General features: G+C 68.1%; 19 protein-coding genes. 10 read left to right on the top strand and 9 right to left on the bottom strand.

Going from position 1 to position 22,509, the window contains the following annotated elements; translation table 11 throughout:
* Positions 1–30 precede the first annotated feature (30 nt).
* Positions 31–1,113 (top strand): PfkB family carbohydrate kinase, encoded by a 1,083-nt coding sequence (locus tag P12x_RS27890; RefSeq protein WP_435008348.1) that lies wholly within the window; start codon positions 31–33, stop codon positions 1,111–1,113.
* Positions 1,114–1,322: 209 nt separating this feature from the next.
* Entirely contained in the window at positions 1,323–2,468 is a 1,146-nt protein-coding gene (locus P12x_RS27885) for a M24 family metallopeptidase (protein ID WP_435008347.1), read from the top strand.
* Positions 2,469–2,552: 84 nt separating this feature from the next.
* Here P12x_RS27885 and P12x_RS27880 read toward each other — a convergent pair whose 3' ends face one another.
* From P12x_RS27880 to P12x_RS27865, 4 genes are all read right to left on the bottom strand, one after another.
* Entirely contained in the window at positions 2,553–3,356 is an 804-nt protein-coding gene (locus P12x_RS27880) for an ExeA family protein (protein WP_435008346.1), read from the bottom strand.
* Positions 3,357–3,601: 245 nt separating this feature from the next.
* Positions 3,602–4,348, bottom strand: coding sequence for a CpsD/CapB family tyrosine-protein kinase (locus P12x_RS27875; protein WP_435008345.1), 747 nt, complete (start codon positions 4,346–4,348; stop codon positions 3,602–3,604).
* On the bottom strand, positions 4,335–4,751 hold the full coding sequence (locus P12x_RS27870) for a hypothetical protein (protein WP_435008344.1): 417 nt from the start codon (positions 4,749–4,751) through the stop codon (positions 4,335–4,337). Before P12x_RS27870 ends, P12x_RS27875 begins: the two co-directional genes overlap by 14 nt.
* Before the next feature lie 323 nt (positions 4,752–5,074).
* Positions 5,075–6,625: a hypothetical protein gene (locus P12x_RS27865; protein WP_435008343.1), complete on the bottom strand. Its 1,551-nt coding sequence runs from the start codon at positions 6,623–6,625 to the stop codon at positions 5,075–5,077.
* 569 nt (positions 6,626–7,194) lie between these two features.
* Between P12x_RS27865 and P12x_RS27860 the strand changes: the two genes are divergently transcribed.
* Positions 7,195–7,926 (top strand): hypothetical protein, encoded by a 732-nt coding sequence (locus tag P12x_RS27860; RefSeq protein ID WP_435008342.1) that lies wholly within the window; start codon positions 7,195–7,197, stop codon positions 7,924–7,926.
* A 98-nt stretch (positions 7,927–8,024) separates the two neighbouring features.
* Here the strand turns inward: P12x_RS27860 and P12x_RS27855 are convergent, their stop codons facing one another.
* The gene (locus P12x_RS27855; RefSeq protein ID WP_435008341.1) at positions 8,025–8,966 is read right to left on the bottom strand and encodes a MerR family transcriptional regulator; all 942 of its coding nucleotides are present in this window, start codon (positions 8,964–8,966) and stop codon (positions 8,025–8,027) included.
* A 385-nt stretch (positions 8,967–9,351) separates the two neighbouring features.
* On the opposite strand from P12x_RS27855, the gene P12x_RS27850 reads away from it, so the two are divergent.
* Complete coding sequence (locus P12x_RS27850; RefSeq protein ID WP_435008339.1) at positions 9,352–10,029, top strand: uracil-DNA glycosylase; 678 nt, start codon at positions 9,352–9,354, stop codon at positions 10,027–10,029.
* A gap of 111 nt (positions 10,030–10,140) precedes the next feature.
* Entirely contained in the window at positions 10,141–10,623 is a 483-nt protein-coding gene (locus P12x_RS27845) for a VanZ family protein (protein ID WP_435008337.1), read from the top strand.
* Positions 10,624–10,640: 17 nt separating this feature from the next.
* Here the strand turns inward: P12x_RS27845 and P12x_RS27840 are convergent, their stop codons facing one another.
* Positions 10,641–13,676: a protein kinase domain-containing protein gene (locus P12x_RS27840; RefSeq protein ID WP_435008335.1), complete on the bottom strand. Its 3,036-nt coding sequence runs from the start codon at positions 13,674–13,676 to the stop codon at positions 10,641–10,643.
* A gap of 266 nt (positions 13,677–13,942) precedes the next feature.
* Here P12x_RS27840 and P12x_RS27835 point away from each other — a divergent pair, with 266 nt between their 5' ends.
* The 4 genes from P12x_RS27835 to P12x_RS27820 all read left to right on the top strand — a co-directional run bounded on the left by P12x_RS27835 (position 13,943) and on the right by P12x_RS27820 (position 16,901).
* Positions 13,943–15,499: an HD-GYP domain-containing protein gene (locus P12x_RS27835; protein WP_435008334.1), complete on the top strand. Its 1,557-nt coding sequence runs from the start codon at positions 13,943–13,945 to the stop codon at positions 15,497–15,499.
* Positions 15,500–15,778: 279 nt separating this feature from the next.
* Positions 15,779–16,150 (top strand): RNA recognition motif domain-containing protein, encoded by a 372-nt coding sequence (locus tag P12x_RS27830; RefSeq protein WP_435008332.1) that lies wholly within the window; start codon positions 15,779–15,781, stop codon positions 16,148–16,150.
* A 133-nt stretch (positions 16,151–16,283) separates the two neighbouring features.
* Positions 16,284–16,607 carry a hypothetical protein gene (locus P12x_RS27825; RefSeq protein WP_435008331.1) on the top strand — a complete coding sequence of 108 codons (324 nt, stop codon included), beginning with the start codon at positions 16,284–16,286 and terminating at the stop codon, positions 16,605–16,607.
* Between the two features lie 96 nt (positions 16,608–16,703).
* Positions 16,704–16,901 carry a hypothetical protein gene (locus P12x_RS27820; RefSeq protein ID WP_435008330.1) on the top strand — a complete coding sequence of 66 codons (198 nt, stop codon included), beginning with the start codon at positions 16,704–16,706 and terminating at the stop codon, positions 16,899–16,901.
* Between the two features lie 50 nt (positions 16,902–16,951).
* On the opposite strand, the gene P12x_RS27815 is transcribed toward P12x_RS27820, so the two are convergent.
* The gene (locus tag P12x_RS27815; protein WP_435008328.1) at positions 16,952–18,187 is read right to left on the bottom strand and encodes a hypothetical protein; all 1,236 of its coding nucleotides are present in this window, start codon (positions 18,185–18,187) and stop codon (positions 16,952–16,954) included.
* Positions 18,188–18,410: 223 nt separating this feature from the next.
* Between P12x_RS27815 and P12x_RS27810 the strand changes: the two genes are divergently transcribed.
* On the top strand, positions 18,411–19,235 hold the full coding sequence (locus tag P12x_RS27810) for a cyanophycinase (RefSeq protein WP_435008327.1): 825 nt from the start codon (positions 18,411–18,413) through the stop codon (positions 19,233–19,235).
* A gap of 34 nt (positions 19,236–19,269) precedes the next feature.
* Here P12x_RS27810 and P12x_RS27805 read toward each other — a convergent pair whose 3' ends face one another.
* Positions 19,270–20,310 carry a DUF1559 domain-containing protein gene (locus tag P12x_RS27805; RefSeq protein ID WP_435008325.1) on the bottom strand — a complete coding sequence of 347 codons (1,041 nt, stop codon included), beginning with the start codon at positions 20,308–20,310 and terminating at the stop codon, positions 19,270–19,272.
* A 671-nt stretch (positions 20,311–20,981) separates the two neighbouring features.
* Positions 20,982–22,157 carry a S1C family serine protease gene (locus P12x_RS27800; RefSeq protein WP_435008323.1) on the bottom strand — a complete coding sequence of 392 codons (1,176 nt, stop codon included), beginning with the start codon at positions 22,155–22,157 and terminating at the stop codon, positions 20,982–20,984.
* Positions 22,158–22,509 lie beyond the last annotated feature (352 nt).

The raw sequence follows: 22,509 nt of genomic DNA, 5'->3' as shown, positions 1-22,509 counted from the left end.
TCACTAGATCATCGACGATTGGGAGTTTCCATGAGCGGCTTAGACGTGCGCAAGGATCCTTGCGAGCTGGACTTCCTCGCCCTGGGGGCCCTGGTCCACCGGCTCGATCCCGGCGTGATCCCGTTCCGCAAGGCTAGGTCGCTCGAGATCCACGTCTCGGGCGGCGAGTACAACGTCGCCGCCAACCTGGCCGACTGCTTCGGGCTGAACACCGGCGTGGCCACGGCGATGGTCAATTACGGGATCGGCGAGCTGGTGCAGGGCCGGGTCCGGGAGATGGGCGTGAAGCCCTTCTACAAGTGGTTCGAGCACGACGGCGTCCGAGGCCCCAACATCGCCACCGTCTACAGCGACCGAGGCCAGGGCGTCCGCCCGCCGGTCGTCTTCTACAACCGCTGCAACGAGGCCGGGGCCTTGCTCAAGCCCGGCGACTTCGACTGGAAGGGGATCTTCGCCAAGGGCGTGAAGTGGTTCCACTCCGGCGGGATCTTCGCCGCCCTCTCGGAGACGACCTCCGAGGTCATCATCGAGGGGATGAAGGCCGCCAAGGCCGCCGGGGCGATCACCTCGTTCGACCTGAACTACCGGGCCAAGCTCTGGGCCTCGGTCGGCGGCCCGCAGAAGGGCGTCGAGACCATCCGCAAGATCGTCGAGCATGTCGACGCGCTGGTCGGTAACGAGGAAGATTTGCAGATGGGCCTCGGGCTCAAGGGCCAGGATGTCCACAGCAAGTCGAAGCTCGACCCCGAGAGCTTCTTCAAGATGATCGAGCAGGTCCGGGCCAACCACCCCAACGTCAAGTGCGTGGCGACCACTCTCCGCGAGGTCCACTCGACCAACCGCCACGACTGGGCCGCCGTCCTCCACCTCGACGGCCAGAACTACGTCAGCCCGACGACCCAACTCGACGTGATCGACCGGATCGGCGGCGGCGACGGCTTCGCGGCGGGCCTGATCTACGGGCTCCTCGCCGGCAAGGCCCCCGAGGAAGCCCTCAAGCTCGGCTGGGCCCACGGGGCCTTGCTGACCACCTTCCCCGGCGACACCACCATGGCCAAACTCCCCGAGGTCGAGGCCTTCGCCAAGGGCGGTTCGGCCCGAGTTCAACGCTGAGCTGAGATCCGCATTTCCTCCTCCCTCTCCCCCTGGGAGAGGGTCGGGGTGAGGGCGTTCCGTCACGGCCGCTTCCCGGGAGGCATCAGATCGGGCGACGGACCCTCACCCCGGCCCTCTCCCGGGGGGAGAGGGAGGAATCACTTTCGATCATGGACTGGATTGCGGGATGCGTCCGCAAGCCACCAGCCGCCCAGGAACCTTGACCGATGCTAACCGCCGAGGGATGCGCCGCGCGACGGAAACGACTCTTCGAGGCCCTGCCCTCCCCCTGCGACTTCCTGATCGTGGGCGACCCGGCACACCTGAATTACTTCGCCGGATACGTCGCCTCGCCGTTCGAGTTCCGGACCGCCGAATCCTCAAGCCTCCTGATCCTGGAGCCGGACCGGGCGACCCTGGTCGCCGACAACCTGCTCGGCCCCTTCCTCGACCAGGCCCACGTTGACGAGGTTGTCGCTCCGGTCTGGTACGACGGTTCGAAAGGAACCCGGCCCCGCCAGGTTCAACTCGTCGAATCGGCGCTGGCTCGGCTGGCGAAGGTCGAAGGGAAGAAGGTCGGGGTCGAGCTGTCGGCCGTCCCCGCCGGGGTCCTCGAAGGGCTCCGGGCCGCCCGACCCGGCCTGGAGGTCGTCGACATCTCCCCCTTGATCCGCCCGATGCGACGATCGAAGGATGCCGACGAGGTCGAGACCCTGAAGCTCGCCATGCGTGCCGGAGAGGCCGCGCAGGCCGCCGCCCTGGCCGGGATCAAGCCCGGGATGACCGAGCTGGATGCCTATCTCCTGGTCCAGAACGCCGCGATGACGGAATTGGGCGAGCGCGTGATCGTCTACGGCGATTTCGCCTCCGGGCCTCGGACCGCCACCGACAAGGGAGGCCCGCCGACCTCGCGGGTGATCGAGCCCGGCGACCTCCTCCTGCTCGATTTCTCGGTCATCGTCGACGGCTACCGGAGCGACTTCACCAACACCTTCGCCGTCGGGGGGAAGCCGACCCCTCGCCAGGTCGAGCTGTTCGAGGCTTGCGTCGGGGCGATGAGAGCCGCCGAGGCCCATTTGAAACCTGGCACGAACGCCCAAGGCGTCGACTCCGCCATCCGCGACCATTTCCGGTCGCTCGGCCTCCTCGAACTCTTCCCGCACCACAGCGGCCACGGGATCGGACTCGGCCACCCCGAGCCTCCCTATTTCGTGCCGGGGAGCGATGAGGTTCTGGTGGAAGGCGACGTCGTCACCCTCGAACCGGGCCTCTACGAAGAGGGAGTCGGAGGGATGAGGTTCGAGCGCAATTATCGGATCACGGCCGACGGGTTCGAGACGCTGTCGAACCACGAGATCCGGATTCATCAATGACCTTCGACGCTTCGGACGTGACCGAGCTTCGGGCCGAATGGGTACTCGAATGACCTCGCGGCAGTGCCCCTGTTGAGGACCGTTTCAGGCGGCCAGGGCGTCGAGATTCGCCTCGCGGGCGGCGGCTCGGGCGGTGGCGAGGTCGGGTTGGGGGGCTTCCTGGGCGTAGGCGATCAGGAGGGCGAGGTCGGCCAGTCGGTCGAGCCTCCGAGGTAGGCCGTCGGCCGATCGGTGCAACTCGGCCAGCGAGTCGGGGTCGAACAGGGGCGAGGTGGCCCCGGCGATTTGCAGGCGTCCCAGGACGTAGGCGGACGACTCTTCGAGCGTCAGCGGGCTGAGAAGGCACCGGGCGGTCAGGCGGTCGGTCAAGGCTCGGGGGAGCCTCAGGAGGACCTCGGGTCCTCCGACGATCAGCAGGGCCAGGTCCGGCGGGCCCAGGGTCGCGAAGTTCAGGAGGAGCCGGAGGGTCTCGAACGTCGAGGGGTCGTCGATCAGGTGGGCTTCGTCGACGATCAGGAGGGGACGTTCCCCCTTCATCGCGGACGAGGCGAGGCAGGCCCGGAGCCTCCGGACCGATCCTCCGAGGCCGCTCAGGGTGGGGTCGGGGGCGGCCAGTTCATCGGCCAGGTAGGCCATCAGGTCGGCGGCGGGCATCGCCGGGAAGGCCAGGTGGACCGCCCGCCCGCCCAGCTCGTGCGCAACCGAGCGGGCCATGAGCGTCTTGCCCGTGCCGGGCGGGCCGAACAGTAGGGCCGGGCCTCGACCGTGCTCCAGGCCGTAGCGGAGTCGTCGAAGGACCGCATCGCGACTCGGCAGCGCCACGTGAGCCGGCAGGCTCGAAGGGGCGCCGAACGGGCGGGGTCGGAGGCCGAAATGTTCTTCATACATCGGCGGTCCTCCTGACCGGCGGATGAGACTCACGATTCAGAGTGCAAGTTCATGGCAAGATGGCCATGTGGATCGGAGGAGACTCTCTCCCGGGGGAGAGGGGTTTCTGGCTCCCTCTCCCCCCGGGAGAGGGTTGGGGTGAGGGTGTTTCATTCCCGGCGAATCGAAGGGGACCCTCATCCGGCCTTCGGCCACCCTCTCCCGGGGTGGAGAGGGGGATCGGCTCGTTTCGAATCCTCGACCCATCAGACGAACGTCTCGGCCAGGCCCAGGAGCGGAATCCCCCCGCCATCCAGGGCCTCCCTGGCCCGGACGACCGCCTTGGCCCCGGTCAGGGATCGGTTGTGGACCAGGATCGCCGCGTCCATCCCTCGGGGGAGCGGCGGATGGCTCAGGCCGGCGAACAGGGGGCCGCCGTCGACCAGGACGAGGTCGAAGTCCCGGCGAAGACGGGCCATGGCGGTCGGCCAGGCGGGGCTGGAGAGGAACTCGCGAGGTCGACTCACGGCGGCCCGGAGCGGGAGGATCGAGAGGTGATCGTCGGGGGCTTCGATCACGGCCTCGGTCGCCGCTACCCCCTCCTCGATCACGTCGTCGAGTCCCAGGCGGGGCCTCAGGCCCAGGAGTCGGGCGAGCATCGGGCCCGAGAGATCGGCGTCGACCAGCAAGGTCCGGCCGGGGCGTCGGGCCAGGGCCCGGGCCAGGGTGAGGACCAGGGTGGTCCGCCCCTCGGATCGGTGGCAACTGGTGAACAGGAGGACCTTGAGGAGCTGCTGGTCCCGGGCGGCGATCAGGGCATCGGCCAGGTGCTCGAAGCGGTCGCCGTGCTCACGCTCCAGGGCCCGGACGGTCGAGGGCCACTCCAGGACCGTCGAGGGCGGGGTCGACCGGACTGGGGGCTCGATCGGGAAGTGAGGAGGCGGGACCATCGGGGCCTCGGGGGTCCCCCGTCGGGCGTAGGCCCGGGCCAGGGCTTGATCAATGTCCCCCATCGCCGTCCTCCTCGATCGACTCGGCGGGGAGCAAGATCCCCGGGAGGAAGACTCGAGACTCCAGCTCTCGGGGGTTCGACGAGACCGGCTCCAGCGAAAGAGAGACCGAGGGAGCCTCGGGGATCGTCAACGATTCCGGCTCGGCGGAGATCTTCAGGCTCGACGCCGCCAGGTGGGGAAGCCGGTCGAAGCCGAATGAGGCGAACACCAGCGAGATCGGCAGGAGTGCCAGGATCACGAATCCCGCGAACCGGACCTCGCGTCGGAGCCGACGCCGGCGGGCCGGTCGTCGAGAGGACCGCGTCTCGGCGATGCGTGGGATCTGGATCAGGACCGGCACGGCATGCCCCGACCGTCGTCGGGTCGGGGTCGGCAGCGTCGTCGTGTTTTGGTTAGCAATCATGGCTCAAGCCCCTCGTTCGCCGGGCTCGGCGCGATGGGTCGGCGGAAATCAGTTTTGACCGGGGTCGCGGAGAAAGGCAGGTCGATTTCGACGAGCATTGTCCACCCAGTTTTACTAATCGGCCAGGTCGCACGGCGAACTTGAACGGCGGTGACGGAAATTCCGAAATCGGGGACCCGGCCGGTCGGGTGAAGATTCGAGGGGCAAGCCCTCGGACTCGTGGGATCGGCCCAGGCCCGAACATGGGGGCCGGCCCGGGATCGCCCGGAGTGGGCGAGTCCCGGGCCGGGGTGGCCCAGCGGTGAATGAGGGATGGAGATCGGTCAGCGGCCCCCGAAGAGTCGGAAGAGTCCCCGGCGAGGCGAGGCGGCCGAGGCGTCGCCGATCCGGTTGTTGCCCGAGGCGAACAGCGGGGCTCGTCCCGCCTCATAGGAGTTGACGGGCCTCCAGGTCGGCGCGGTGGTCCGGGCGAACCGGCCGCCCGATCCGCCGTTGGCCATGTCGATCGACCGGATGTTGGCCTCGGTGATGTAGGGGTTGTGCCCCTGCCATCGGGTCGAGACGACCTCGAGGATGTTGAGCGGGCAGAATTGACCCTCGCCGCCGACCGAGATCCAGTCGGAGGGGAAGGCGTTGGTCAGGTCGATCTTGCCGTCGAGCCCATAGACCAGGGTGTACTCGTACTTGACCATCCGGGGCTTGGGGTCTTCGTTGTTGAGGTTCGATCCGGAGTTGGCGTAGACCTCCACCTCGAGCCGGACCGAGCGCTCGCCCTTGCCGGGGATGGCGTGGTAGGTGGCGATGAATTTGCCGATCCCGTGGTTCCAGACTTCGTTGACGGTCCCCCGGGGCGGGAAGGCGCGGAGGTTGCCCAGGAGGTTCTGCCGGTTCCCCCGGATGTGGGTCTCCAGCATGTTGTGGAACCGGGGGGCGTGGGCGTCGGTGGCGTCGAAGCCGGGCCGGGGCGGCCCGGGGGGGATCTCGTTGGCGTAGTCGCCGATCTGATGGTTGTAGTGGTTTTCGCCGGACTCGGCCCAGAGCGACTTCAACTCGTCCTGGGTGAACCCCGAGCCGGGGGCCGGGATCGGCTCCTCGAGCATGATCGAGGCGACGGCTCCGCCCAGGCAGTGGCCCGGCCAGCGCTGGATGTCCTGATTCTGGCTGTTGGCCGCCTCCCAGTTCCTCGCTGTGGACCCGAAGATCTGGTCGTACTTGAGCATCGGCGAGGGGGTGGCGTAGATGGTCCCGTCGGCACCCCGGAAGGTCAAGTCATCATAGAGGTTAGGGAACCAGGTGATGGTGTCGCCGGGGGAGGCGGGGGTCTCCAGCAGGCCATTCGGCCCGGCGCGGATGATGTCCTGACCCGGGGCGATGTAGCCGCCGGGAGAGGCGACCATCTGGTCATCGCCCAGGGGTTGCATGGTGTCGACCCGGCCGTTCCCCCCGGCCCAGGGCTCGTGGATCGCGTCGGCCTTGGTGGGCCAGTAGTAGAAGTTCCAGGGAAGCCGCTTGCTCAGGCCCAACTGGACGAAGCTGGTCTCGACGGTGTAGCGAGAATCTGGTTCGACTTGACCCACCTTGAAGCGGTACCACCCCTGCTGGTCGGTTCCGACCTCTTCCCCATTCTTCCGCGTCTTCCCGTCCGGACCGACGATCTCCTCGACGGTGCCCGAGGACGCCTTGATCGTCAGGACGCCGCCGAACCGGGTCGGGACGTAGACCCCGAAGTATCGGTCTCCCTGTTGCCCCGTCAGCGAGCCCCCCAGTGGGACATGCTTCACCTCCTCGCTGGCCGCCCCAAGGGCGAATGTCGCCGTCATCGCGACGATCGCGGCCCCCGCCACCGCGCCAACGAGCCTGATGCCGATACGCATGCTGCCTCCCGATTTCCGTTGCCACAAGACGCCCACCGCTGACCTCCATCCCTCGTCGGGCCCTCGTGGCCGGAATCGGGGGGAGACCTCCATCCCTGGTGGTTACTCCCCAAGGTTCGGCAAGGGCGCGACTCGAGATGGACCCAAAACCGCACGAGTTCTTCGCCATCCTACGGCAATACGCCATTTCCCCTAAAATCCGCCAAGGTCGTCATTTCTCGGTTTTCGCAAAGTGACGTGAGCGCCGCGGCACCAGTTGCCGATAGATAATCACGGCCACCCCTGGGGTGGAGCGAGCAGTTGTCCATGATGGATAACTGCAAGCTTCCGCCGCCGGCCCGAGGCCAACGTGAGACGGGTTCCCGTTGCGTGTCGGGGATCTCCCCGCCCTCTTGTGTCGTCTTTAGATGCATAAGGGCGGCTCCCCGGCGGGGTCGGTGGTGTTGGCGATGGCGATCGGATAATTCGTCCGGGTCCGACCGAGCCGAACCATCAGGGATATCAGTTTAAGAGCCCACACGATCGATCGATCCGTCGGATTACCCTACCAATCCACAGAGGACATCGCGATGACCAGCCTGGTTTTGATTTTTGCCATGGGCGGCGTCGGGCAGTCGGCTCAAGCGCCAGCTAAGGTGCTTCCCGCTGCCCAGGCCCCGGCCAAGGTGATGCCGGCCCCGCAGGCTCCCGCCAAGGTGATGCCCGCGCCGCAGGCCCCGACCAAGGTGCTGCCCGCCCCGGCCAAGGTGATGCCGGCCCCGCAGGCTCCCGCCAAGGTGATGCCCGCGCCGCAGGCCCCGACCAAGGTGCTGCCCGCCCCGGCCAAGGTGATGCCGGCCCCGCAGGCTCCCGCCAAGGTGATGCCCGCGCCGCAGGCCCCGACCAAGGTGCTGCCCGCCCCGGCCAAGGTGATGCCGGCCCCGCAGGCTCCCGCCAAGGTGATGCCCGCCCCGCAGGCCCCGACCAAGGTGCTGCCCGCCCCGGCCAAGGTGATGCCGGCCCCGCAGGCTCCCGCCAAGGTGATGCCGGCCCCGCAGGCCCCGACCAAGGTCGCCCCGGCCCCTCAGGCCCCGGCCAAGGTGCTGCCCGCCCCGCAGGCCCCGACCAAGGTGCTGCCCGCCCCGGCCAAGGTGATGCCGGCCCCGCAGGCTCCCGCCAAGGTGATGCCGGCCCCGCAGGCCCCGACCAAGGTCGCCCCGGCCCCTCAGGCCCCGGCCAAGGTGCTGCCCGCCCCTCAGGCTCCCGCCAAGGTCGCCCCGGCCCCTCAGGCCCCGGTCAAGGCGGCTCCTCAGGCTTATTGATCCCGTTCGAGCGGAGGGTCGGCCTCGGCCGGCCCGCCCCGGTTCGAACTGCAGCGACGCCGCCCGGAGACGGACGACGTCGCTTTTTTCGTCGACCCTCATGCCATGGCCGGGGTCGCTGCGCAGCCCTTCTTCTTCTGCCATTGATCGAACTCGGAGTGGAGAATCGATGAGCCCAGCGTGAGCGCGCCCGTCAGCGGGATCAGTCCGTATCGACGCGCCAGGCCCTGGTGATTGACGATGCTTCGCCCGCCGACGAAGATGGGCAGGCCCCGGATCTTCGCGAGTTCCTGGAAGCGCTTGTTGATATTCCGGGACAGGACGAATGAGACCGCGATCGCGTCGGGCTGCCAGGCGTCGGCGGCCTTGGCGTACTCCGAGACCGGCATGTCGCAACCCATCGGGATGGCCCTCCAACCGGCCAACTCCAGTGCCAGGCTCACCATCAGGACGCCGCCTTCGTGGCGATCTCCCTTCACGGTCCCGACCAGGGCCTTTCGCTCGGGCGAATGGTTGGCCCGTCGGGCCTGCTCGAGCAGGCGGCCCAGGCGAAGCATGATCAGGCCGACCGAGCAATGTTCCTGGAAGACCTCACATTCGCCGCGGAACCAACGCTCGCCGATCTCGATTAACGCCGGCTCGAAGATCCGCTCGATCTGTTCGAGCGGGCCCAACCGATGAGCCAGCCGATCCAGGAGTATCTCGGCCTCCGTCAGGTTGCCCGAGAACAGGATGTCCACCAGCGGGATCGAGGAGGTCTTCTCCTCGATTTTCGAGTCGACCGCCAGTCGGAGGTCCAGCCGACCCGCCTGATACTCCGAGATCAACTCCCCGATCGGTCGGCCGCTCTTCCCGAGCCTCGCCAGGACCCGGAGTACGCCGACCTGCTCCTGGGTGTATCTTCGATGTCCCGAGTCCGAACGCATCGGGATCGGAAATCCGTACCGACGCTCCCAGACCCGCAGGGCGTGGCAACTGACTCCGGTCAATTTTGAGACCGCGGCGATCGAATACGCGGCAGCCCCGTCAATACGTGTCATCGCACCGACCTCCCTGGGCGTGCCCGTTCCGGAGGCAGACCCCGAAAGTCCCAGGACCCCGGGGTTGCCAGGCCGGAGCTTGGCCCCGTGGTCGAAACAGGATCGAGTCGAAACGGCGAGAAAGGTTGGGCCGGACCTCGCGAGTCGGCTAGCTTGGATCGTACCCGAACCGGAGCACTTCACAAACAAATTCACAAAATTCATGGTCGCGCCATCCATTAATGCGTTTGGATGACGCCCGAGCCTGGGACCTCCCGCCGACTTCGGATATGCTCACCCGGGTGGTCGATCCCGGGTGATCGCCCGGCGGATGCCTCCGGGGATCGAGTTTCGGCCTTGCCCCGTCGCCGACCGGATCGTTGGCGAGCTTTCAGGTGAGAGATCCATGAGCCCCGACCAGCTCCCCGAATCGTGGCAAGCCGCGCTGGCCGATGAGTTCGAGAAACCCTACTTTCTCCAGCTCCGGTCGTTCCTCGCTCGGGAGCGTGCCGAGCACAAGGTCTTCCCGCCCGAGGAGGACGTCTTCAACGCCTTCAAGCTCGCCCCGTTCGAGAAGGTCAAGGTGCTCATCCTGGGGCAGGATCCCTACCACGATGACGATCAGGCCCACGGGCTTTGCTTCTCGGTCAGGCCGGGGATCAAGACCCCGCCGTCGCTGAAGAACATCTTCAAGGAATTGAATGCCGACCTCGGTTGCAAGATCCCCAATAACGGCAACCTCGTCCCCTGGGCCAGCCAGGGAATCCTGCTGCTCAACGCCGTCCTGACGGTCCGGGCTCATCAGGCCAACTCGCACAAGGACCAGGGCTGGGAGACTTTCACCGACGCCGCGATCCGGGCCCTGGCCGACCGCCCCGATCCCGTCGTCTTCGTGTTTTGGGGGGCCTATGCCCAGAAGAAGGCCAAGCTGATCGATCCCTCGAAGGACCCGGTCCTGACCGCCGCGCATCCATCGCCGCTCTCGGCCGCCAAGTTCTTCGGGAGCCGCCCCTTCTCCGCCATCAACCAGGCCCTTGAGCGCCTGGGCCAGGCCCCGATCGACTGGCAGTTGCCCGACCTCTGAGCCCGAAGCGATGGTGGAGGATGGTTGCCCGGCCGCGTCGCTTGGGGGATGATGCCGGCCGGTCCATCCTCATACCGGTGGTGGTCCGCCTTTCCCTCGCCCGAGGCCGGGATGTCGACGAAAGCCGGGTGGGCCTCGATGTTCGTCGCGGTCGTCTGGTGCGGCCTGATCTTCGGGTCATCCAGCACGGTGATCCTGCCGCATCAGTTCTTCGCCTGGATCGCCTCGAATCTCCTGCCCGATCGCGAGTCCTTCCGGCAGTTCACCATCTTCTGGGGTATCGGCTGGTTCGCCATCGTCAAGGGTTGGCACGCCGCCGAGTACGCCATCCTTTTCGTTTTCATATGCAAATTCCTCGACTTCTTCGCGGGTTCGCGTCGTCGGGTCGACGTCCTCCTGGCCTTCTCGTTCTGCGTCCTCTTCGCCGCCTCCGACGAGTATCATCAGACCTTCGTCCCCGGCCGGGGGGGAACCTGGACCGACGTCCTGATCGATACTTCGGGGGCCGGACTGGCGGCCCTGATCGCGTACCGGCGCAGGGCGGATGGTCGCCGGGTCAGCCCCGACGATCCGCCGATCGTAAGCGGCGGGTGATCCCGCGAGCAGGCCGCTCAGGGTTTCCTGGAGGGGGCGGCATTCGGCCCGATGAGGTCGGGGAAACCCGGCTCGGTCCGGATCGATGCGAGGTCGGGGTCGTCGCGAAGTTCGTCGAGGGGGAAGCCGGATTCGAGGGCCCTCTGGAGGAGCTTCAGGGCTCGTTGAGCCAGGGTCGGGTCGGGGCGTTTTTCGTGGAGGAGGGCCAGGGCACAGGCCGCGTTGTACAGGCGATGCCGTGTAGGCGACGGGATCAGCCGGTCCACGTCCTCGATCGCGAGAAGGTCGCCCAGCCTGGCCCGGAGGAGGGCGCGGAGTTCCAGGGCGTCGAGCCGGGTGGATGGACTTTCCACGGCGATGTCCAGGTGGGGGATCGCGGATCGAGGGTCTGCCCGAAACAGGCGGGCCAGGCCGAGGTGGGCCCCGGCGTGGCGATATTCGAGCAAGAGGACGTGGCGGAAGTCGGCCTCGGCCCCATTCGGATCGATCGAGAGTCGGATCGTGCCCCGGGTGACCCGGAAGAGCGGGACATCGGGGTCGGCGGTGATCAGCCGGTCGAGCAGTTCGAGTCCCTCGTCGGCGCGCCCCGACCGGGCCAGGGCCTCGGCCAGGGCCGCTCGGATCGGGGGGGCGCCCGCCCCGAGCCCGATCGCCTTCTCCAGGTCGTCGATGGCGGCCTGGGTGTTGCCCAGCTCCAGGAGTGTCAGCCCTCGATTGACCAGGGCCTCGACGCACTTGCCGTCGATCACCAGGGCTCGGTTGTGGGCCTCCAGGGCCTCGACCAGCCGCCCGGCCCGGGCCAGGGCGAGCCCCCGGTTCATCCAGGGCCAGGCGAATTTAGGCGCGATCACCGTGCAGACCGCGAAGTCTCCGGCGCTCTCGGCGAACCTCCCTTGATCGTAGTGGCAGAGTCCCAGCGCAAACCAGGCCCAGAACGGGCGGTCGTCGCGGCTGATGGCCCTGAGCAAGGCCGGCTCGGCCCGGTCCGGGTGACCGTGGGCCAGGGCATTGGTCCCCAGCAGGTAGAAGTCGCGACCGGTCCTCAGCTCGGTGGCCGCGGCCCGGGCCCGGTCCTTCGAGGCCTCGTCCGCCTGCCCCAGTGCCGAATGGTAGCGGGATCGCTCTTCGAACAGGGCACGGGGTGGATTCGGGTCGAGCTTCTCGGCCAGGTCGAGCCGGGCGATCCCCGACTCCAGGGCCTTCCGGCGGATCTGCTCCGACTTCGTCCGTTCGGCCTGGAAGACCCGGGCCTGGGCCACCAGCAGGAACAGCTCGGCCAGGTCGCGACGGGCCTCGTCGCGTTCTATCGGGGCCAGGGCCCCCAGCCAGGACCTGTTCCCCCGCTTGAACCAGTCTTCGAGGTCGGCCTGCTGGATCGTCGACTTCGCCAGCCTGAGACCCTGGTCGAGATTCTCGACGGGACCTCCGGCGGTGTTCAGCAGGAACTGGCATTCGTGGAATTTCGGCTCGAAGACCCGATAACGGAACCTGGCCGAGACCTGGCGGAGGTGGTGGGCCACGGTCCAGGTCCCGCCGATCAGCAGGGAGATCAGGACGAGCGAGACGAGGGCCACCGACGATCCGCTGGTGACCTTGGGATTCCGCCTGGCCCACTTGGCCAGGACCTCGCCGAGGCTCGGCTCGGGCGTGTACTTCAGGGGGCGATCGTCGAGGAACCGGCGGAGGTCCTCGGCCAGCTCGCCGGCCCGTCGGTAGCGTCGGTCCGGCTCGGGGTCGAGGCATTTCCGGATGATCGCATCGAGGCCCGGCGGGACCTCGCGGTTGATCGCCCGGGCCGAGGGGGCCGGGCCTCGGCGTTCCTCGGTCATCTCCCGGACCACCTCGAGCAGGGGCCGCTGGGACGGGTGCTCGCGGAACGCGTGACGGCCGGCGACCATCTCGAAGAGGATCAGGCCCAGGGCGTAAAGGTCGGATCGCTCGTCGACGGCCTCCGGCGGGGTCGAGCCCCTGGGGTTGAAGGCGTCGAGGTGCTCGGGAGCCATGTAAGGCAGGGTGCCGCCCAGCATCGCGCGGTCCCCCTCGCCCGGCCCGATGGAGTCGGCGGCGAGGTTGAAGTCGAGGAGCATCGGGGTGCCGTCGGCGGCGATCAGGATGTTCGAGGGCTTCAGGTCGCGGTGGAGGAGCCCCCGAGAGTGGGCATGTTCGAGCCCTTCGGCCAGTCGGGCCGCGATCCATGCCGAGGCCCGGACGAAGCTCTGTTCGCGGAGGTAGCGGCGGGCCGGTTCGACCGGGTCTCGCTCGTCGAACGGCACCGGGGGCGAGGAGATCGAACGCGACCACCAGGGGATCCTGGCCAGGAGCGACTCCAGCGGCCGGGACGAGCCGCGAGCCGGCCCGGGGACCAGGCCCGATCTCGCGAGTTCGCCGGTCGATCGGCGGAGGATCGAGGCGGGCCGGGCGGCCTCGCTCTGCGCCGGCTTGCCGACGATGTCGAGCGCCTCCAGCAGGCTCCGGCCGGTCGCCTCCGCGGGAAGCTCGGCCCCGGCCGCCTCGAGGACCTGCGCCAGGTTGGCTCCGCCGAAGTACGGCATGCACAGCAGCCGGAGGCCGGTCTCCGGGTCGTCCTGGACCGAGTGGATCGGGACGATGTGGGTGTGCTGGAGCCGGGCCAGGAGCCGGGGCTCGTCCCCTTCGGGCCGCGTGACCTTCAGCGCCACGGCCCGATTGCCCAGCCCCGATTCCTCGGCGAGGTAGACCCGACCGAAGGCTCCCCGCCCCAATTCCGAGACCAGTCGGTAGCCGCCGATCCCCTCGCCGCATCGAGGGAACGCGATCGGGGCATCGGGTGGGTTCGGCGCGGCCCCCCCGACCGTCTCCAGGGGGAGGCCGATCCCCGCCCACTCGCGAGCCGGATCCTCCGGGCGATCCGACCTGCCGGCCGAGGGCGGCCCCGCCGGGGGGACCGGCCGGGTCGTGTCGCCGAAGCCGGCCTGCCTCGCCGCCCGAAAGCTCAGCGTCCGGTCGGAGAGGTCGCCCGGCTTCGGGTCGGATGGGCCGAGATTCCAGCCCAGGAACAGGTCGGATTGGCTCAAGGTGAAGTCCTCGATCGGGGCGGACTCGAGTCGGACAGCGGGCCGCGGCCCGGTGGATGAGATCCATCGAGAATCCGGCGGCAATTCGATCGAGCGGGGCGCCCGCCGCATCCCGATTCTTATAGGTCCGCGCCGGCGTGCTGTCCAAGCGGAAGGCCCCGGGATCGCCGCTTGCCAGCCCGAGGATGGTGACCTAGGGTTGTCCGAGACAGGTCCATCCGGGATGGGCGCGAGCGGATCGCCCTTTGCGAGGTCCAGGGACGCCGATGAATGGATCCAGCATCAGAGCAATAGATGTACCCTCCTCGGATCGGTCGAAGGAGTCTTCGACGGTCTCCTCCGAGACGGCCCTGGCCCGGCGACTGGCCCGGGAGTTCATGGCCCCCATCGGGCTGCTCGACCCCGTGACCCTGGTCTGGCGGGTCCGCCAGGGGCGCGAGGTCGACGAATTCCCGGGCGGAGACGCCAGCCTGACGGCGGTCCTGGCCTCGGGGCTTCTCTGGCACGGCAGGGTGGCGACCTGGCGGCCGGCCCGCGACTCCGGCCCGATCTGGCTCTGCTTGCCCGTCCCCCGCCAGTCGGGCGATCTGGTGGCGCTGGTCGGATTCGCCGCCGAGTCCGAGCCCCAGCAGGGCTGGGGCCCCCCCTGCCCCGAGCGGGCCCTCAAGGCCTGGGGCCAGGCGGTGGCCGACGGCCTCCGGGGCGAGGTCTTCTCCCGATCGCCCGCCACACCTTCGGTGCTGAGGGGCGAGGGTGCCGATCGCCTGTTGACCGCCCGATTGATCCGCCGGCTCCGGATCTCCGACCCGCCCGAGCGGTTCCAGGAACTGGCCCTGAATGCGCTCCGATCGGCCCTGGGCGTGGCGGCGGTCGCGTGGGTCCCCGCCCAGCCCGGCGAGGCGACCGTGGTCGTCGGCGAGGTCCGAGGGATGGCCCCTCGCGACTTCCGCGGGCTGGCCCCGACCCACGCCCACAACGGGATCTACCTGGACAACGGCCCGGACGCCGATGGCCTCTCGTCCTCCCGGAAGGTCGTGGCCGTGGCCGCCGACGTCCGGGCTCCCGACGGTTGGGTGATCGCCGTCAACCCGACCGATGGTCGCCACTTCGCCGCGACCGAGGTCGAGCTGATCCAGCCGGTGGCCTCGCTCATCGGCACCCAGCGGACCAACGGTCGGCTGTATGGCGAACTCAAGGAGCTGCTCTTCGGCGTGATCCGGGCCCTGACCGCGGCCATCGACGCGAAGGACCCGTATACCTCGGGCCACTCCGAGCGAGTGGCGCGGATCGCGGTCCGCCTGGGCGAGCAGCTGGGCCTCTCGATGAACCAGCGGGGCGACCTCTACCTGATGGGACTGCTCCACGACGTCGGCAAGATCGGCATCGGCGACGGAGTGCTCAAGAAGTGCGGCCCGCTCACGCCCGAGGAATATCGGGAGATCCAGTCGCACGTCGAGATCGGCGTCCGCATCCTCGAAGACCTCAAGAAGCTCAGCCACCTCCTGCCCGGCGTGGCCCACCACCACGAACACTTCGACGGCTCGGGCTACCCGGCCGGACTGGCCGGCGAAGCGATCCCGCTGGCCGCCCGGATCCTGGCCGCCGCCGATGGCTTCGATGCCATGTCGAGCACCCGCCCCTACCGTCGGCGACTGACCCCCCTGGCCATCGACGAGATCCTCCGGAAAGGGTCCGGGGTCCAGTGGGACCCACGGGTCATCGATGCCCTCTTCGCCTGCCGGGGCGATATCGAGGCGATCCGCCAGAAGGGACTCGGCGAGAGCCTCCAACGCGCCGTCAACGACACCGTCGGCCGCTCCTGATCCTGGATCGAAACCACGTCGAGACATCTCCGGATATCAACAAATCCGAAAACCCGAAACCGTCCCCGGGAAATTGCTTCCCGATCGCCTCCCGGGCCTGATACAATGAGGCTTCGGTCAGGTTCGACGATCGAGTTGGGGCCATCCTCGGTTCTCCCCGAGCCGGGACAAGCTCGCCTCCTTCGCCTTTCCTCCCGCCGGGCTTCAGCGGAAGTCCCTTTCTTCTCGACCCTGAAAGTCCAACCGAGGGTCGTCTCTCGTCCGTTCCGGAGCGCGATCGTGGCCAAGAAGCTGTACGTGGGCAATCTGACCTACCAGATGAATGAGACCGACCTGGAAGCCCTGTTCTCCCAGTTCGGCACGGTGCAGAGCGCCCAGATCATCATCGACCGCGACACAAACCGATCCAAGGGGTTCGGGTTCGTCGAGATGACCTCGGATGACGAAGCCCAGGCGGCCATCCAGGGTCTCGACGGCCAGGAGCACGACGGCCGGAGGTTGACGGTCAACGAAGCCAAGCCCCGCGAGCCTCGGAGCGGCGGCGGAGGCGGATATGGCGGCGGCCGGAGCGGCGGCGGCGGCGGATATGGCGGCGGCGGTGGATACGGCGGTGGCGGAGGATATGGCGGCGGCGGTGGCGGTCGCTATTGATCGTCCGGATCGATGTCCAATCGGAAGGCCCGTCCCGACGGGCCTCCTCCTCTTCAGGTCGTCCGGCCGGGTCACGTCGCGACGTTCGCTCGCGACGGGCCGCCCCGAAACCCTCCGACCCGGGAACTTTCGCATGAATAGCTACCCGGCCGACGAACAACGGATCTCGGAGGTCGAACGAGGCCTGACCTCGAACGCCGTCCTCCCGCTCGCCCACGGTACGGAGCCCGTCGCCGGCGATTCGATCCTGTTCGCCCTGGCCCTCTCCACCTCGGGGCAGGAACCCCGATTCGTGATGGGAGGGGACTCGGTCCGCGTCCTGCTCACCGACGTCACCGATCTCGAGTCGACCGACCCCTCGACCGGCCTGTCCCTGTTCCGGGTCTCGTGGGAGCCGCTCGGACAATGGACGCCCCTGCCGTCGCGGTCGAAGGCCCGGAAGGCCCGGATCTCCTGAGCCGCCGGTCGGGATGATGTGCCCTTCGGGCTGAGCTGGACCGGGCGAGCCCGCCCCGCGTTCCAGGCCGGCCCACTCCTCGCTGAGGTCGACTTCATGAATTTCAAATATTATCACACGCCCCTCAAGGCGACCTCGACCCGGGCTCGCTGCCCGGTCTGCCATGAGATCGTCTACTCGACGGCGGGCATCCATCCGCAATGCGCGGTGAAGCGGGCCGATCCGCCCCGCCCCAAGGTGAAGCCCGAAGAGGCCCTCCCGACCGGTCCGGGCGACGGGGCGTCAGGCTCCTGAGATCCGACATCTGGGATCGGTGATCGAGCGGGAATTCTCCCGCGCGACCATCAAGGCCTCAGGCCGGGGATCCCGCGGAGGGCTCGCGAGGCCAGTTCGACGAACAGTTCCTGCGCGTCGTCGTGGAGCCGGCGTTCGGTCTCGGGATTGTGTCGGCCGGCGGTCGCCAGGTGTCCCGCCAGGTAGGCCGGCAGGTTAGGCAGGGGAATTCGAGTCCGGGAGACCACCCGGTTCGACCAGGTCGGTCGTCCCGGCCAGCTCATCTCCAGGGAACCGTCAATCTGGGTGGTCCGGTTGACCGACTGGAGGTAATAGTGGTCCTGGGTCTCGGCCACCCGAGCGATCGCGCGGCCCGGAGCCTTCTCGTCCCACAGGGCGCGCCAGGGAGATTCTCGGGGCTGGGGGAGATAGCCTCGGGGGCCGAGCGACTCGGCCCAGAGGCGATCCATGATCTCGGTGTAAGTGCCGGGTGACCCCGCGACGAACTTACCTTCCACGGGCCCGATCGCGACCCCATGACGGGCCACGACCGATTCGAGCAGGGCGCGGGCCTGATCGCGATGCCGTTGGGCCTCCGGGCTGGGGAGGAGATCGGCCCGGCCATGCATCCGATCGGCCGCGGCGAATGCCTCGGCGGCCTTGCCCTGGTCGAAGGCCCGGCGGGCGGCCTCGAGGTCGGCCTTGGCTTGCCGGAGGCGCGACTCGTCGAGCTTCGCCCGGATCGGCCCGGCCAGGGAATCGAGCGCCGGGTCGGAACGGGCCCGGTCGGAGAGCGTGAGCGATTCGCCGACGGCCCGGTCCGGCTCGAGCCCATCGACGGCCGCCAGCCTGGCTCGGACATCCAGGATCGAGATCCGGTCGCGACGGACGATCAGCCCGGCGAGACGGTCGGATGTGGACCGATCGACCTTGCGAGCCCGGGCCACCGCCCCTTCGATCTCGATGAACGCTCGGCCGAATCGCCCGGCTGATTCGGCGGCGTCGGCCGAGGCGATCAGCTCGGCCAGGACCACCTCATGCCCCGAGCGGACCCGCCCGCCGACCACCGAGACGCCGGCCAGTCCCAGCAGCGTGATCGACGCGAAGAGGACCGCGGCGCGGAGGGTCTTCGACTTCCAGGCCGGGCGTCGACGCGGTCGATGGCCCCGCTTCGGTCCCGGCTTCCTGGGCAGGAAGGGGACCTCAACCCAGGTCGAGCACCCCTCGCACTGGACTTCCCGACCGGGCGAGAGTCCTTGCAGTTCCAATTCGAGGCCGCACTCCGGGCAGGCGAAGAGTCCGACCATCTCAGACTCCCGGGGATGGCTCGTCGGTGGCGGTTGGCCCACGCACTTCGTTGGTCAACTCTCGAGATTATAACGAATGAATCGCACGTTTGTTTGGTATCTTGCGCGATTCGGTGAAACGTTGCCGGCAATCAACTTTGATGAAGCACACTCATCTGGGATGATGGGAACAGGCCATCGAGGGGAACCTCGATCGTTCCCGGGTCCACCGCGAGAGATCTTCATGCGTGCCTCTTGGAAGTCAGCGTTCTTCTGCCTCGCCTTGGCCGCCTTCCCGTCGATCTCGACCGCCGATGAGGGCCCCGTCCTCGGCTCCCTGGTGATCGTCGGAGGCGGAGGGATGCCGGACGAGGTCCGGGACAAGTTCGTCGCCCTGGCCGGGGGGGAGGCGTCGAAGATCGTGGTCATCCCGACGGCGAGCGCCGATGCCGACGTCGAGGCGGAGCGGGAGAGCTTCCTCAAGCCCTGGCGGAAGTACCGACCGGCCGGGCTGGGCCTGCTGCACACCCGATCGCGCGAGAAGGCCGACGACCCCGCCTTCGCCCGCCCGATCGCCGAGGCCTCGGCCGTCTGGCTCGGCGGGGGGGATCAGACCCGCCTGATCGCGGCCTATCGAGGCACGTCGGTCGATCGGGAACTCCGGGCCTTGCTCGCCCGAGGGGGGGTGATCGGGGGGACTTCCGCCGGGGCGGCGGTGATGTCTGGGGTGATGATCGAGGGGGGGAACCCGGTGGCCGAGGTCGGCCCCGGCTTCGGCTTCGTCACCAATGCGGTCGTCGACCAGCATTTCCTGAAGCGGAGCCGACTGAACCGCCTGCTCGGCGTCCTGGCCGACCGGCCCGGCCTGATCGGGATCGGGATCGACGAGGGGACCGCCTTCGTCCTCGAAAACGACCGGTGGAGCGTCCTGGGCCGGTCCTACGTGGTCGCCTGCGAGCCCGGTCGCGACGGCCAGCCCCCGCGGTTCGAGACCTTCAGCCAGGGGGACCACGGGACCTACCCCGCCGCCGGCCTGCCGACCCCGGCGGCCCGGCGGCCCGAGGATTGACGCCTCCCCCGGTCGGGGGAGGGTGTCCGAGCGATCAATACGCGTCGGCGCTGATGACCTCGCCGAAGTTCTTGGTCGCGAGCTTCTGGAACACGCCGATCTTGTTCGGGACCGTGATGTTGTAAATCCGGTTCGTGCTGTCGTAGACGATCCCCGGCGCGTTCCCGGAGGCGTCCACCGGCTGCGACTCGATCGTGTCCTTGAGGAATCGGACCGAGCCGTCGCAGAAGGCGAAGTTGGCCCCGCCGGGGTGATAGCTCCCGGAAATCATCGCCCAGGTCTCTTCCAGGTCCGTGTTGGTGTTGGAGTAGAGGGTCTTGTATTTGACCTGGCCGTTGGGAGGGAAATAGGCCTCGATCAGGCTGTCGGCGTAATAGCCCGAATTCCACCAGTGATAATACGGGGCCGAGGCCAGCATCCGGTCGTGGGCCTTCTCGCCGAAGAGGAGGGTATTGCTGGTCCCGTCGGTGATCTGCGAGATCGGGGTGTTCGAGTGGGCGAAGATCACGCCGTTCTGGTTGGCGACCCGCTGGGCATAGGTGGCGTTGGTGTTGCGGATCGCCAGCCCCCAGATGCCCTGGATTCCACTGTAGCTGGTGAAATGCTGCCGGAAGCTGCCCCCGGTCATCGCATAGGTCGGGTCGAGCGCCTGGCCGTTGCTGATCGCGGCGTCGCTGGGGCACCAGAGGACCGAGTTGCCGATCCCGGCCATGGTGACGTTGGACCAACTGGTGTACGACCAGTAGAAATTCGCCGCGTTGAACGAGGCATTCCCCTCGACGTACGGCATCAGGCGGACCAGCGTGCTCACGCCATCTCGGGTCAGCATCCCGTTCTCGCGGATCGCCGTGTAGGTGCCCGGGGGGAAGGTGGTGTTGGTCGACTCGTAGTTGGCCGAGGCCAGGGCCAGCTGCTTCAGGTTGTTGGTGCATTGCATCCGGCGGGCGGCCTCGCGAGCGGCCTGGACGGCCGGCAGGAGCAAGGCGATCAGGACCGCGATGATCGCGATCACCACCAGCAATTCGATCAGCGTGAAACCTCGCGAGGTCGAGCGACTTTGTCGTGGACTGGTCATTGCTGCTCCCTTTTGTTGTCGAAAGAAATGGATAAAACCGCGACGCAGGGAGAGTGCGCCGTCCCCGTCGATGATGCGCCGGGGAAGGATCGAGGACATGGGAGCCCGAAGGCTCGGGAAAGGATGTCCGGGGGGATCAGCGGCCCCGGGCGCGCCCGCCGGGCTTATCTTCGTAGTCGGACGAGCCGGGGGCCGACGGTTTCGGCCGGGGTCCGGGCTTCTTGCCGGATTCCGATGCGGCGGGGGGGGCCTCCGCCGACGGGGCGACGGCGGGCGGGTTCGCATCCGTCGAACAGCCCCAGGAGACGCACAGGAGAGGCAGGCCGATGACCAATCCAGAGAGGCCGCATCGCGGGTCGATTCGGCGGGGTCGGGCGGAAATTCCGCCGATCTTGCAGGAAAACATGAATCAGTCCGGGGGGGGGAGGTATTAAGCGACCCTGAGCTGGCCGTGATACCCTCGTAACAGAAGTGCAATCCGTAGTCTGTAGTTTATAGTTAATCCGAGAATCCAGTGTCAACGGGTGATCCCCATTCTCGATGCTGCCGGGGCTGGTCGGCTGGCCCGACGCGATGGTCGCGGCTCCATGGGCCTTTCAAAGCGAGCCCAGATTCGAGGGCCCGCCCGGCCTTTCGCTCACGATTTTCGCGGGCGCCGGGCCGCGATGCCTTCAGGACGTCCGGCCCAGGGTGACCGGGACGTCGACCTCTCGGCCTTCGCGGATCACCGAGATCACCACGTCGTCGCCGGGGTTCCGCGACTCGACCTCGGTCAGCAAGTCTTCATAGGTCTTCACCGGCTTGCCGTCGATCGAGACGATCAGGTCGGCCGACTCGGGGTCGGGCCGGGTGATGACCCGGTAGCCCTGGCGGAACCGGCGGAACTGGATCGGTCGGAGCCCCGCCTGCGCGGCCGGTCCCCCTTCGGCGAGGTCCAGCACGAGCAGGCCCTCCGGCGTCCGGAACACCCTGGCCAGCCCGAGATCGGCGCGGGTGACGTGCCCCTCCTCGATCAGGGGCTTGAGGATCCGCTTGATCGCGTTGATCGGGACCGTGAAGCTGATCCCCGCCGACTGCCCGACCTGGCTGAGGATCGCCGTGTTCATCCCGATCACCTCGCCCCGCGAATTCAACAGCGGCCCGCCCGAGTTCCCCGGGTTGATCGCCGCGTCGGTCTGGATGATCCCCTTGATCGTCCGGCCGTTCTTGGCCTTGATCGAGCGGTCCAGGCTGCTGATGATCCCGGTGGTCAGGGTCCGCTCCAGCCCGAACGGGTTGCCCAGCGCCAGGACCTTCTGGCCGACCAGGAGCCGGGACGAGTCGCCCAGGACCATCGGCGAGAGCCTCTCGGCCGGGACGTCGACCTTCAGGACCGCCACGTCGTTGGAGGCGTCGGTCCCGACGATTGTCGACTCGTGGGTCGAGCCGTCGGAGAGCGCCACACGGACGGTGTCGGCCCCCTCGACGACGTGATAGTTGGTCAGGATGTGCCCTTGCTGGTCGATCACGAACCCCGAGCCCGACCCGCCGGAGGTGGTCTCGTCGCCGAAGAGTCCGACCGAGGTGGCGGCGGTGGTGATATTGACCACGCTTCGGTTGGCGTTGGCGTAGACCCGGATGTTGATCTGCTCGTCGGCGTCGGCGGCCTTGAGGATCTCCTCGGGGATCGGTTCCGGCGGGGGAGCGGGCACGAACTCGGCGGTCGGCGCGGCGGCCAGTTGTCGGGCGGGCGGGATGGCCGGGACGGTCCGCTTCAGGAGGTCCCGGGCGCCGAGCCAGGCGGACATCAGGGCCAGCGTCACCACCGCCGTCAGAACATGGGCACCGACCGAGCTCCGGCTCGACATCGCCAATCGCCTCCCTCGTCATCTCCTCGGCGAGATATCACCGCCGGGCGATCCCGGCCTACTCCAGCCCCATTATAGACGGTCGATCGCCAGGAACCCAGGACCAGTAAGGACGGGGCGGGGCCCATTCCTTGGGCCCCGGCCCCGTCTTGACCCGCCCTCGATCGACCTGAGTGCTGATCGGTGGCGGGTCCTGTCCGGCATGGATTCGACGACGGACCCTGGATCGCCTTGAGCAGATCGCATACCAATCGCCGCCCCGTGGCCCATCGGGGTAGGAGCGACAACCGAGAGGGACTGGTCCGGGATTTCGGGATCAGATGCCAGATTCGGCGATGAGGCCCGAATGTTG

This window comes from Tundrisphaera lichenicola, from assembly GCF_051175385.1.
GTDB classification, from domain to species: domain Bacteria; phylum Planctomycetota; class Planctomycetia; order Isosphaerales; family Isosphaeraceae; genus Tundrisphaera; species Tundrisphaera lichenicola.
This window is presented reverse-complemented; position numbering and strand designations above follow the sequence as displayed.